Origin of the sequence: Pseudoalteromonas sp. CF6-2 (assembly GCF_021729425.1) — a bacterium.
Lineage (GTDB): Bacteria > Pseudomonadota > Gammaproteobacteria > Enterobacterales > Alteromonadaceae > Pseudoalteromonas > Pseudoalteromonas arabiensis.
Genome location: NZ_CP091443.1, coordinates 589370 through 602489, shown reverse-complemented (window position 1 = coordinate 602489; position 13120 = coordinate 589370). Strand labels below are relative to the sequence as shown.

Sequence of the window (13120 nt, the reverse complement as noted above, 5' to 3'; positions counted from 1 at the left end):
TCATTTTTACTATCAGATTGACAGAGTACGAATAGACAACAGCGATTTGTATATCTCAAAAGGGACAGTTTTAGCTTTATTGCGTAATGAGGTGGTTTAAGAAAAGTTGGAAAAGTTCACTTAATGAAGCCACGTGTAACTTTGCATAGATGCGTTTTCGGTGGTTTTTAACAGTGCCTTCAGATACACCAAGCTGGGTTGCTATTTCTTGGCTATCAAGGCCTTGAATAATTAAGGTTACGATTTGTTTTTCACGTTTTGTAAGTAAGTGCTGACCAAAAGTGAATAGAGCACGCTTAATTAATTCGCGTTTTTTCTCAGTGTGAAGCGCAGGTTGCAATAAAGATTCAGCGAGAAGAAATTCTGCTTGTAGCCAATGTTGCTGACATAGTGACTGAATTAGACAGAAGTGTGACTTTAATGTGTTTATATCTTCACGAGTAAATACATGGTCTTTTTTGGTTTTACCTAAGTAAATAATGACCCAGCGATCAGGCTCTATCTCAATAACGAGGCAAAGCTCATCTTGCCAACCTGTTTGTAAGTAAAAAAGTGAGTAATCGGTTGAGGTGATTTTAGCTTTATTGTTAATGATATCCTTTAAAGAATGAACCCCTTGTTTTTTGTTGCTTAAAATCATCTGATAAAAGGGATCATCACGAAACGATGCCGTTAAGTAGCGCTCAAAAAGTAGCTCACGTGACTCTTTAATTGAGTCATACAAATAAATAGGATGTTTATTACCTCTTAAACCCGTTATAACAGCACAATCAAAATTTACAATATGATTGATAAAAGCCACTAACTTAGGCGTAAACGTGGCTGAATTAATTGCCGAAATGGAAGCGGCGAGTAACGAATTAAATGTTTTTTCTATCATGAGATTAAGAGGTAATAATGCGCTCGGTACATCATAACGCAGGGAGGAGTATTTTTAAAAGTGACTGGTGTTATGAGGCTGTGCATCGCCAATTTAGAAAGCTCACTAAAACAAAGGGCGCATTTCCCAATGAAAATAGTTTGATGAAATTATGTATGTGGACATATTGAACGCTTCAAAGGAGTGGACAATGCCAATCCATAGCTGGAATCTTACATTTTTCAATTAGCCATCCACTTCGAAGGTAGGTTAGATGCTGTGCTAGATATTTAGCAATTTAAGCTGATACAGAATTTTGAACCCCCTCAACTTAATATCCACTAAATTTGCAGAAAGTGCTTGGCTATATTTGGCGAAAAATGAATACTTAGCCAAGCATTTGGTATTATATATTGATAATATGAGTAAAGCTTACTTAAATTCGACAAAACCTTTATCGTCGTTAGCTTTATATTTTTTAAGCGAGTCTTTTAATTCTGAATCTTGATCATCACTTAAAGGCCAACCAGCATCAATTAATTTTAAAAAGTCACACAAGGCAACCCAACCAACAACTTTTATAGATTTATCTTTTTCCCATTTCTCGCCATCCCAATCCATATAATCATAAGAACCAAACCCAGTTTCATACCTAACAGCTACAAAATATAATCCTGGCTGAATAGGGGGCTGATTCTCAATCCAGGCTACAGGAAGTTTTGCTTTACTCATTATTTTACCTCTCTGAATTCTTCAGCTTACTAAATTATTACTGCTTAACTTGTTAGGCGTTGTTTCCAAGTTTGCTAGATGATGAAAATGTTTTACAACAAACTTAACTTCCTTGGGCTCAGTGTAATGTTCAGTAATTTTATTAATACATCCTGATTGCAAGCTTGTAGCAGTAAGGATATGACTAAAATTGTTTTTCTATCTCAAATGTAAATGAGCTATCGTCACAAGCGAAGTGTTCGATTTATTTTTACTGTGTAAACAGCTAATCCAGAATAAAAATTAAGATAGCTTCTAATTTTGCAATATCCAAGTCTTCCTTTAGTCGTTTCAGTTAAATGTATCGTTTGGGCTTATAGATTATAACGGTTGATTAACTCGTCAATTTTTCTTCTCACTGGGGCGACCACATCTGATTGGTTTGCTAGTATGACGACAATGAATCCACTATCAAGATGAATATCTAAACGCGCATCAACCCCTAAATAGGCACCGCCGTGTCCTACTTTACGATTGTTAGGCTCGCCACTTACAGAAAAACCATAGCCATACCAAAAAGCAGAGTTATATTGTGTCTTCTCAGAGTAAGCGTCTTCGGTAAAAGCTTTACTGAGTAATTTAAACTCGGTTAGAGCCAGAGAAAAGTTATGTAAATCTTCGAGAGTAGAAAAACCGCCACCTGCGGGGCTGCCTTTAACCGCTCTGGTGTAACGGCTGTCTACCCAGTGGTCGCTATACGATCTTTTTAAATAACCAGATGCTAAGTTATTTGTTACCGAATCAAGCTCGAAACTTCCTGAATTAGGCATATTTGCTTTATTGTAAATATTTTTTTGAACATATTCGTAATAACTTTCACCAGAGACTTTTTCGATAACTAAGCCAAGCATTAACATTCCCGAGTTACTATAGCGGTTTCGTGTACCTGGCTTGAATAGCAGTTCGCTCTTTGATATGAGTGGCTTGTATGCAGCTAGATCTCTGTATATTTCTTTATTACTTTGATTAAATTCGTCGTTAAAAAAGTTTCCTAATCCTGATGTATGTGTCATGAGCTGCCTGATAGTGATCAAATCAGCGTGTTCTTTGGGTAGCCAGCTCTTATCAACATACTGGATTAGCTTATCTTCAAATTTTAATTTCCCTTGCTCGATTAGCTGTAATGCCGCAATTGCAGTGAACATTTTGTTGATTGAGCCTAAGGCAAATCGTGTATCTATTTTATTTTTTTCATTCCATGTTCGATTTGCATAGCCAACAGCGTCTTGATAAATGATGTCACGACCTTTAGCGACTAAGACAGAGCCTGAAAAAGCATCTTTAGCAGCTAGGTTATTTATAAAGCTAGACAGTGCTTTTTTTAGTTCTTGCTTAGAAATCGGCTGTTTAGGTATTTCCTGCGATTCAGGGTCTTGTAATGTGAAATAATTAAATTTATGAGGAGGGTTCTCTTCTTTATTGATAATTAGGTTATATTTTAGCTTATTGTTGCTGGATATAACTTCGACTATTTCATTGTTACCTTCGGGTGGTAAAACCTTTATTAGCTTGAGCTTGCCATAGGTATTTTGGGAGTTTAGAAAGTCGCCTACATGCGCATCAATACCAAACCTTTCTATTACATTTTCAGACATATTATTAGAAACATAATCAATGACCTCAAGGCGCGGGCCTTCATTAAATACGTTGATGAATGTGGGAGCTAACGCTTTATTCGCTAATGAGGGGAGAGAATAAAGTAATGTGGTTATGATTAATAAAAACGTTTTCATTGAAATTCCTTTGCTGATGAAAAGACAGAGTGGAGATAGTGTTAGTTGTTTTATCTTCGTCCACTACTTTTATGCGGCAAGAACTAATTTTGGCGTTCATTAAGTGCAAAAACTGCTAGTTATTACCAATAATATGGAGATGCTAAATTAATGATTTATTGATGCTTTTTAAAAATCTATCTACGCGAACTTACTGCATACTATGCTGCTATTTAAACAGTGCCCCAAGTAAAGAAAAAATACCTTCAGCCATAATTGGCGTATCGGCGGAGTTTGCGTTATCTCTTTTTGTTTGGTAGTTGTTAAGCATCTTTCTAAGTGCTTTATGCTTGAACCAAACGCCTAGACAAGAAGGGCAGTAGCTAAGATTATTCGTTGAACGTAAAGCGCCACAATTCATGGGACATTGGTTGTTGCTCGTTTGGCTTTTAGAGATTGATAATGCACTAAAAAAATCTTTTGGATCAAATTCTTTAGTGAATTTAATGGATTGAACGTAACTTTTGGGTAGCCAGGCTCCTTTGCATGATGCACATCCATAACCCGTATGCGCTTCAGCTTCATCAGCTTTTAATGGTTGACCATCCTCAGGACATTTCATTTTTAACTCCTTACCAATTGTTTATCACTGTTTCATAAATGCGACAGCGAGCCCTGAAGAAACAAACGTGACCCCAGCCCCAATATTTAGCCCTGAGACTAGCTTGGGTTTATCTTTCAACCATTTAAAGAGTTGCGATGAAAAAACACCCATCAGGCTAAAGCCAATTGCTGTTAATATCGCAAACCAAACTCCATAACCAATCATTTGAATCGTTACTGAACCCAAGTTAGGGTTCACAAACTGGGGTACAAATGCCAGAACAAAGATCCCAGGTTTGGGGTTTAATGCAGCTGAAAGAAAGCCGGTAGAAAAGATAGTTGTTAGAGATTGCTTCTTAGCAGGCTCTAATGAAAAGAGGTTTTTCGTACGTAGCACTTTTACACCTAACCAAATTAGGTAAGCGGCACCAACTAGTTTTACGGCATAAAATGCGACTTCAGAGGTTTGAATTAACAGCGTCAGGCCAAAAGTAGCGGCAATAACATGAAATAAAATACCCGCACCAGAAGACACTCCCGACATAACCGCCGCCATTCGACCTTGACTTAATCCTCGTCCAATCGCGAGTAAATTATCTGGCCCAGGAGAGATAACGAGCAATAAGCAAGCAAGTGTATAAGTTACAAAAACCTCGATTGGGAACATGAAACCTCCTTGTTACATGGCAAATAAAGCAAATAACTATATCTTTAAAGACGATGTGTACTTTATTTATACTTTCATTGAATGCTGCTTTTGTAAACTAGTAATATGGACTAATGTAAAGAAGCACTCGATTGGGGGAAAGAATTTTTAACCTTTATTCGTATTGATATTGATGAGTTGTTTTTGGCAAAAAGCCCTAGGGAACCCAGGGCTCAATAGTGTTACAAGCTCTTTTTCGGTGGCAACGCAACGTTTGCGAATATAAGGCCTGCCACGAGCGACATGAAGATCAAAAAGGTTTGTTGACCTATGTGATCAGCATATACGAAATCTTGACCCTCAATTAATGAGTTAAGACCAATATAAGTTTTACTGCCCGGAACCAATACAATTAAGCCTTGCATAGCAACAATAGAAGCAGGCGCATTTGCTACACGGTTAAATAAATTACTAAACACACCCACAGCAAGTGCACCCACAAAAGTACCTAATGTGTAATCTAGGTACATTGCCGAGCCGATACTGGTTCCATAAGCAATGAAGCCAGAGGCAATAGACCAAACGGCATGTTTAATTTTAGTTCTAAAAATGACAATTAGGCTGCTACACAGCATAAAAATAGCCAGCCAAGCTGTCCACTTGGGTAATGGCTCAGGTTGTATAAAGTCTGTTTGTCCAAAGAGGGCAAAGCCAATTCCAATCCCTATAAAAGCACCAAAATAAAGCTTAAATAACAGCATAAAGGAGTCCATCACCCTTGCAGTGCCAGATACTAAGTGTCTTGCTGCAAGTTCAGCGAGCCCAAGGGCAAGGGCAAGCCCAGGTATAAACACAATAATGGCAGAAAGCACCACTAAGCGTATGTTTATTTCGGCATCAAGATAGACACTAATTGCACAGGCTAAAATTGCTGAAACGATTGCAACTAATGGTTCGAGCATATGAGCGACACGTTTAGAACGTGTTGACCAAAGTACAAATAAATAAACAATGAGCGTGAGTAATGCTGACCAAAATACATCATTCCAGCTGGTGCCCATTAACATTGCAAATGCACCGCCAGAGGTTGCAAACGCGACACCTGTGGTAAATTTGTTGTACGGGTTAGGCATGGTGTAAATAATGTCGAGCTGTTTATCAACCTCTTGTAATGTTAACTCGCCATTGAGCATTTTGTTTACTAAGTCATCGGTATCAGCCAGCGAGCCTAAATCGTGATCGCCAGGATCTACACGTGCAACATGGGTGTATTCTTCTTCGTGGCCGTCTGTCCAGATCACAAAAGTAACGGATGTGGGCGACATAACAAAGGAAGACTTGAGCCCAAGGTATGTAGCAACTTCCATTAGGTGTGCTTCAAGTCGGTAAGCAGGTGTGCCATATTTATGGAGCATTTTACCCAGCTTAACGATAAATTTTCGTTTTTCAGTAAACGTTGCGTTTTTCAAAGGTGTTTTGAACCAAAGGTTAAATTGTTCAGTTAAGGATAGACCAAATTTCAATAAGATATAGTCATTGCTAAAGACAATATCGGTTAAATTTTCCAGCGCGATTTTAGCGGCAAACGCCACTATGTCTAGTAATATTTAAGAGGAATTTACTTATTTTTTGCCTCAATCCATTGCGCCATATATTGTGTTGAACGCATAGTGTGATGTTTCAGCATTTGCCCCGTGAAATTTGCTTGCCTATGGCTAATAAGAGATTCACTCACAGCCTTTATTTTAGCGATTAATTGAGTTTGAAGCTTTGATTTATCATAATATTTTTGCAGTAACTGCTGACCATGTTGTTGGGCTTGAGTAAATTGCGCTTCGCTTTTGTAAAGTGCAACCGCTGCGTCGGCAAACTGCTCGGTACTTTCGCATAGGGCACCCGGCCAAGGTTCATCTTTGTGCATACCTTCACTGCCAATTGGGGTGGTGACACTCGGTGTTTGCATAATCATCGCTTCAAGTAATTTACCTTTGATCCCAGCCCCAAAACGTAGTGGCGATAAGCACACTTTAGCCTCTTCCATTACTTTATAGGCATCTTCAGCCCAGCCTTTAATTAAAAAGCCTGTTTTTGGATTATTAAGTGCCGTTGCTTTGGGTGGTGGATAAGAGCCGTAAATATGTAATTCGGCATCAGGCAATTGTTTTCGAATAAGCGGCCAAATCTGTTGTAAGTACAAAACAGCATCCCAATTTGGCGCATGACGAAAATTACCTATCGTCATAAAATGTTTGCGCTCACTGAATGATTTAGTGGTCAGGGGCAATGTTGTTAAATCAACTAAAAAGGGGAGGTGATGGAGCAAGGCTGCATCAACGTTGAATACGTCATTCAGTAACTGGATTTCAAAGTGTGAAATGATCAAACTAATGTCAGAGCGCAAGATGGCGGCAATCTCACGTTTTGCAATATCGCTGTGTAAATCTGCTGTGGTAAATTCGCGCCCTGCTTTATGTGCTTCGTGGCGGGCGTTTCTTAAACATTGAAGGTCTTCAGTGTCGAGAATTTTCAGAGCGTTAGGGCAGTATTTATCAATACGCCAGCCAAATTGTTCTTCCATCATAAAACGGTCAAACATCACAATATCGGGATTATAAGATTGCACATAGTCATCAAAACTTGAGCAATTTAGTGCAATAACCTGTGTACTAATGCCATCATCACTGAGGTCGACCATGTGTTCTGTTTTTTGTGCAGGGCTTGCAAATTCAACCTGCCAACCTTCACTGCGAAAAGCCCGCAATAACGACATCATATGTGTGCCGGCTGCTGAGGAATTTGGCTCAGGCCACACATAGCCGATCACTAACACTTTTTTCATTTACTTGAGTCTCTTATTTGTAGGTTGATGTCCACCAAGGTTCGAACAGGGGGAGTCGACTGATTGAGCAATTCGTTGAGTACTTGGCAGGTTCTTTTGCCTATTTCATCGGCATTGATAGCAATGGTTGATAAAGAAGGCAGCATCAAGCGTGAGTCTTCAAGATCGTCAAAGCCAACGACCTTGATGTCTTTTCCAGGCTCAAGGCCATGTTGGCGCATAGCTTCAATAACGCCGTATGCGATCACGTCATTAAAACAAATAATTGCTTGCGTACTGGGTGCTTGCGTAATCAATTTATCGAATGCTTCGCGTCCACCTTGGCGATTGGTGGGGGCTTCAATGACGCATTTTTTATCATGAATGTTAAATTGTTTTAAAGCCGATAAAAAGCCGCTTAATCGTTCATGGTAATCAGATATTTCACTAGTTCCACCTAAAAAAGCAATGTCATCAATACCCTGTGACAGAATATGGGAGGTGGCTACATGCGTGCCTTTTTTATTATCCGGCAGAATACAAGGGGCTGCCGAAAATGGGATTTCACGCATAATATTAATAACAGGAAACCCGCTTTCTATTAGCTCATCTTGCCAGCTTTGCTCAGTGCCTGGAGCCGGACACATTATAAAGGCAGCGACATTGTATTCTTTTAATGTTTTTACAACCTGTTTTTGCCTTTCAACATCCTCAGCAATGTTAACCAACATAGGCAACATACCTAAAGCTAAAATATGCTTTTCAAGGCCCACTGCCAGTTGCGCAGAATAGGGGTTCGTTAAGTCATTAATGACAAGGGCAACCAAGTTTGAGCGTTTACTTCTCAGTGCCGCTGCATCACGATTGTATACATACCCCAGCTTTTCAATTGCGCTAAGTACTTTATCCTTACTTTTTTTACTGACCTTATCACTGTTTGTTAGGACTAAAGACACGGTAGATTTGGATACTTGAGCTTCTTTAGCAACATCCCAAATCGTGACTTTGCCTGTTTTTTTAATCATTATATTTAGCGAGAAGTAGTGAAAAGAGTACGCTTATTTTAGCGTAATTTTCAGGTTTAAGTCACTGATTGGCAGCTAAAAGAGTCGAAACTCTTTATGAATTGCCCTAAACTGTCTAGATTATCGAGAATAAAAACGAAAAAGGAACCGATATGAAAGCATTTAAATTGCTTTTTGCGCTAGTTATTGGCGTATCCGTGAGTACTTCAAGTTTTGCCAACGAAGGATACCAAACCCCGTCACCAGCTCTTGCGGCTGTTGTTGATGCCAAGTTAGCGCCCAGTAGCTACCTATCAAATGATGGTCAGTGGTTGGCGTTATTCGATAGGAAACGCATTGAAACATTACAAGACCTGTCAAAAGAGGAGCTTAAGTTAGCGGGTATAAAACTTAACCCTGCTAATTTCTCACGTTCTCGAGAGCGAACAAAATTTACAAACATTGTTCTAAAGCATGTTGAAACAGGCAGCGAAATAGAGGTAACAGGATTACCTCAAGGCATTATTCGCGCGCCAAGTTGGTCTAGCGATAGTCAGTATTTAGCGTTCGTTGTAGAACAAGCGTCCGCTGCAAACTTATGGGTTTATAATGTCAGTACTAAACAAGCAAGGCAGTTAAGTGACACGGCTTTAAACTCAGTGCTTACTCGTTCGCCCTACAGTTGGCTACCTGATAGCAGCGCTTTGCTTGCTAATGCAGCCGTTAATTTAGGCAAAGCACGCCTTTCGAATGACACTACGGGGGTTGTACCTGTTATCCAACAAAGTAGCGGTGAAAAAGCCCCTGCGCGTACGTATCAAAATTTACTTAGTAGCCCATTTGATGAGGCGCAATTTAAGTTTTATGGACAAAGCCAACTTACCTATATTCCGCTTAGCGGCCAGGCACAGCCGATTGGCCAGCCAGGCTTAATTAAATCATTTTCAGTCTCACCTGATTCAACCAATATTTTAGTAGGCATGATTGATGAGCCATTCTCATATCAAGTTCCTTACAGCCGGTTTGCAGCCACATGGCAAATATGGGGCATGCGAGGGTATACCTTAGCTGAGCTTGCTAAACAGCCGCTAGCAGACAACATCCCACAAGGTTATGACAGTGTTCGTACCGGTCCTCGTGAGTTTCAGTGGCGTGCAGATCAAGGTGCGGAAGTTATTTGGGCACAGGCGCAAGATGGTGGCGATATGAAAACAGACGTGCCTCATCATGACTATCTTTATAGCTTGCGTGCACCGTTTAAACGAGACCCAAAATTATTTGCTAAAGTTGAACGTCGCTTTGATTCAATAGAGTGGGGCAATAACAATGTTGCACTGTTATCTGAATGGCGCTTTAGTGATAGGCAGTTGCGCACATACGTTATTCAGCCGCGCAATGCCGACCGAAATCGCGTGTTATTTTCAGAGCGCAGCTATAACGATGCGTATAAAGATCCAGGTAAACCCATTTATGAGCGAAACGATCTCGGTGTAAGTGTTATCAAAGTCGTTGGCGGGCGTTATATTTTCTTACGTGGTAATGGGGCATCTGAACAGGGTAATATCCCATTTTTAGATCGCTATGATGTAAAAACGAACTCAAAAACGCGTATTTGGCAATCGGCTGCACCTTATTATGAACGTATTCGTGCGATGCTGGATGATGAAGGTGAGCGACTCATTACCATTAGAGAATCTAAAACCGAGCAACCTAACTTTTTTATCCGTGATTTAGGCGACGATACGCTGACACAACTAACGACGTTTGAGCATCCTTACCCTGAGTTTAAAGGGGTAACAAAAGAGCTTATTCGTTATCAGCGTGATGATGGTGTTGAGCTAAGCGGTACTTTATACCTGCCACCAGGCTATGATAAAACCCAAGGCACATTACCTGTATTAATGTGGGCTTATCCGCTTGAATATAAAGATAAAGCGGTTGCTTCACAGGTACGCGAGTCTCCTTATCAATTTACCTATATTGGTTATTGGGGGCCAATGCCTTACCTTGCAAAAGGGATTGCGGTATTTGACGACCCGAAAATGCCAATTGTGGGTGTTGATGGCAAAGAGCCGAATGATTTATTTCGTAAACAGCTGGTGGCAAGTGCTAAAGCTGCGGTTGATGTGTTAGTTGAAAGGGGCATCGCAGATAAAGATAACATTGCCATTGCTGGTCACTCTTATGGTGCTTTCATGGTGGCAAACTTATTAGCACATAGTGATTTATTCAAAACAGGTATTGCACGCAGTGGTGCTTATAACCGCACCTTAACGCCATTTGGTTTCCAAGGTGAGGAGCGTGATTTTTGGCAAGCCCAAGATGTGTATGCGGCTATGTCACCGTTTTTCCATGCTGAGAAAATCAATGAGCCTATGCTAATGATCCACGGTCAAGAAGATCCAAACTCAGGTACATTCCCGATGCAAAGCGAGCGTATGTACGCGGCATTAAAAGGCCTTGGTAAAGAAGCCCGCTTAGTGATGCTGCCGTATGAGGCTCATGGCTACCGCGCTCGTAAGAGCCTATTGCATGTGCTGTGGGAGCAAGAGCAATGGCTTGATAAATACTTACTAAGTGAAGAAGAGCCTGCAGAGCCAGCTGCCGCTGAAAGTGTCACTCAGTAATTAGTTAAATGTTTATATTAAAAATCCCCGCCCTCGAAGCGGGGATTTTTGTATTTATGGTTGTAAAGTTTCTTTCAAAGTAAAGAAATCGATTTAATCAGTTGTTTTTGTTACTACATTAGCCAAATATCAATTTGCCATTTATTTGCTGTAGATAGAGGTAATATTTTCTGTTATTAATAATTAGTTGTTAAAGATATTGAGATTAAATTGAGCTAGATATGGAAAAAGCCCATTGGCTTGATATTAAGTTTATTTAAAAAATGGAGTTTTAATGAAATATATTTTATTGCTTACCTTATTATTAACCTCTTCTTTTTCTTTAGCTTCTAAAGAGTTAGATTTGGAAAAATTCGCACAAACATATTTCAAGCTTATGACAGCTACTCAGTCTCCTAATGCATCTAGTGTTGAGTTAGAAAAATACCTGTCTTTACTAACAGACGATATTGGGCATTCCCATTTACCTTATGTTGTTGATGATTCTAGATTACCTGATGGCAAAGAGTCGATGAGAAAGGGAATGACTTTTTATTTGGGAGCACATACCGAATATGAAGCGACGTTATTAAACGTCTTTGTTTTTAACAAATCAGCCATTGCGATTCGATACAAAAATTATGCAAAAGGTGTTCACCCACAAAGTAAACAGCCGATTGAATATTCTCAGACAATGATGGAAGTGCTTGAACTAGAAGATGATAAAGTCGCAGTAATTCGCAAGTATCATGAGTAATGTTTATATACAAAATATATTATGTTTTTCCAAACTAGCATCATATGAAAGTTAGTATGTTTATGTGCTTTAAATCGTTCTGGCATGTTGAAAGTGAATTCAAATAATACGTAAAAAGGAATAAAAAAATGTTTATAATTCAACTAAGGTTCTCAGATAATAAATCTCAAGCTAAAGATTTTATGGAAGGCCATAAAAAATGGCTTCAGTCGGGGTTTGATAAAGGTATCTTTGTGTTATCTGGAAGCTTACAGCCTAACGCAGGCGGCGGCATTATTGCAGTCGGTGTTTCCAAGCAGGAGATCGAAGAAATTGTCGCTGAAGATCCTTTTGTAATCGAAAATGTAGTTAAACCTAAAATCATTGAGTTAGCGCCATCTAAAGCTGATGAACGCTTATCATTTTTGCTCGATAACAGGTTGTAATTGCTCGCTTAACCAATCAATAAACACCCGAGTACGCCTTGGTAAGTGACGTCGATTCGGGTAGACGATATTAATTGGCATGGGCGGCAAGTTATAGTCAGGTAAAACTTGCACAAGCTCACCTCGGCTAAGCTCATCGATAACTCCATGGCGTGGCACTTGAATAAGACCAAGCCCTGCTAGACACGCTGCTTTATAGGCATCCGTATTGTTAACTGTGAGCTGCGATTTCATGGCTAGAATTTGCCAATCACCTTGTGTATCTTGGTATTCAAAGCCTGGGTCAAGTTGACCGAGTGTTTGACTATAGCGAACAATGTAGTGCTCGGCTAAATCAGCCAGTTTAGTGATGTTGCCATACTGTTTAATATAACCTGAGCTTACACAGTTGATCATCGGGCAGTGGCCAATTCTTTTAGCGATCAGCGATGAGTCTTCTAAATTACCGACTCGCACTACACAATCAAACCCTTCTTCAATTAAGTTCACACGCCTGTCTGAACTACTCAGTTCAATCTCTAATTGTGGGTGTGCAGATAAAAAATGCTCTAGATTCGGCAACACTAAACGCCGACTAATTGGTTGTGGCATATCTACTCTAAGACGCCCTGATAACGCTTCGTCATTTTTATGAAATAGAGTTTGTAGTTCGTCTATATCAGCAAGCATATCTTTACATCGCTGATAAAAAACAGTGCCTTCGTTGGTGAGTGTAACCCGCCTTGTTGTGCGGTTTAGGAGCCGAGCACCTAGGGTATCTTCGAGTTGTTTAACTAACTGCGAGACAGACGACTTAGGCATGCTCAGTGCAAGTGCTGCAGCTGAAAAGTTTTTTAGCTCAGCTACCTGAACAAAGGTTTTCATAGCGTTAAGTTCATTCATGATTGTTTGCTATTTACGAACAGTTATTTCAATTTTA

Annotated in this window: 12 protein-coding genes and 1 pseudogene; 4 read left to right on the top strand and 9 right to left on the bottom strand. The window is 39.8% G+C overall.

Features of this window, described 5'->3' with window-relative positions; translation table 11 throughout:
• Window positions 1–76 precede the first annotated feature (76 nt).
• The gene (locus L3Q70_RS19385) at window positions 77–880 is read right to left on the bottom strand and encodes a helix-turn-helix transcriptional regulator (RefSeq protein WP_237115387.1); all 804 of its coding nucleotides are present in this window, start codon (window positions 878–880) and stop codon (window positions 77–79) included.
• 74 nt (window positions 881–954) lie between these two features.
• Between L3Q70_RS19385 and L3Q70_RS19380 the strand changes: the two are divergent.
• Window positions 955–1153, top strand: a pseudogene (locus L3Q70_RS19380) (IS256 family transposase); the annotation flags it as partial.
• A gap of 138 nt (window positions 1154–1291) precedes the next feature.
• On the opposite strand, the gene L3Q70_RS19375 reads toward L3Q70_RS19380, so the two are convergent.
• The 7 genes from L3Q70_RS19375 to L3Q70_RS19345 form a co-directional block, all read right to left on the bottom strand.
• Window positions 1292–1591: a hypothetical protein gene (locus tag L3Q70_RS19375; RefSeq protein ID WP_062567596.1), complete on the bottom strand. Its 300-nt coding sequence runs from the start codon at window positions 1589–1591 to the stop codon at window positions 1292–1294.
• Window positions 1592–1944: 353 nt separating this feature from the next.
• Entirely contained in the window at window positions 1945–3363 is a 1419-nt protein-coding gene (locus L3Q70_RS19370; RefSeq protein WP_237115386.1) for a serine hydrolase domain-containing protein, read from the bottom strand.
• A 208-nt stretch (window positions 3364–3571) separates the two neighbouring features.
• A complete protein-coding gene (locus L3Q70_RS19365; protein WP_062567594.1) occupies window positions 3572–3964 on the bottom strand; it encodes a hypothetical protein in 393 nt (130 codons plus the stop codon).
• 24 nt (window positions 3965–3988) lie between these two features.
• The gene (locus tag L3Q70_RS19360) at window positions 3989–4612 is read right to left on the bottom strand and encodes a LysE family translocator (protein ID WP_237115385.1); all 624 of its coding nucleotides are present in this window, start codon (window positions 4610–4612) and stop codon (window positions 3989–3991) included.
• 221 nt (window positions 4613–4833) lie between these two features.
• Window positions 4834–6060: a threonine/serine exporter family protein gene (locus L3Q70_RS19355; protein ID WP_083515266.1), complete on the bottom strand. Its 1227-nt coding sequence runs from the start codon at window positions 6058–6060 to the stop codon at window positions 4834–4836.
• Between the two features lie 149 nt (window positions 6061–6209).
• Window positions 6210–7430 carry a glycosyltransferase gene (locus L3Q70_RS19350; RefSeq protein ID WP_237115384.1) on the bottom strand — a complete coding sequence of 407 codons (1221 nt, stop codon included), beginning with the start codon at window positions 7428–7430 and terminating at the stop codon, window positions 6210–6212.
• A complete protein-coding gene (locus L3Q70_RS19345) occupies window positions 7427–8434 on the bottom strand; it encodes a LacI family DNA-binding transcriptional regulator (RefSeq protein WP_237115383.1) in 1008 nt (335 codons plus the stop codon). Before L3Q70_RS19345 ends, L3Q70_RS19350 begins: the two co-directional genes overlap by 4 nt.
• A gap of 152 nt (window positions 8435–8586) precedes the next feature.
• On the opposite strand from L3Q70_RS19345, the gene L3Q70_RS19340 reads away from it, so the two are divergent.
• The 3 genes from L3Q70_RS19340 (at window position 8587) to L3Q70_RS19330 (ending at window position 12201) form a co-directional block, all read left to right on the top strand.
• Entirely contained in the window at window positions 8587–11040 is a 2454-nt protein-coding gene (locus L3Q70_RS19340; protein ID WP_237115382.1) for a prolyl oligopeptidase family serine peptidase, read from the top strand.
• Between the two features lie 274 nt (window positions 11041–11314).
• Window positions 11315–11776 (top strand): nuclear transport factor 2 family protein, encoded by a 462-nt coding sequence (locus tag L3Q70_RS19335; RefSeq protein WP_237115381.1) that lies wholly within the window; start codon window positions 11315–11317, stop codon window positions 11774–11776.
• A 128-nt stretch (window positions 11777–11904) separates the two neighbouring features.
• Window positions 11905–12201, top strand: a complete 297-nt coding sequence (locus tag L3Q70_RS19330; protein ID WP_237115380.1) for a hypothetical protein — start codon at window positions 11905–11907, stop codon at window positions 12199–12201.
• Here the strand turns inward: L3Q70_RS19330 and L3Q70_RS19325 are convergent.
• Window positions 12175–13083, bottom strand: coding sequence for a LysR family transcriptional regulator (locus L3Q70_RS19325; RefSeq protein WP_237115379.1), 909 nt, complete (start codon window positions 13081–13083; stop codon window positions 12175–12177). The genes L3Q70_RS19330 and L3Q70_RS19325 overlap by 27 nt on opposite strands.
• Window positions 13084–13120 lie beyond the last annotated feature (37 nt).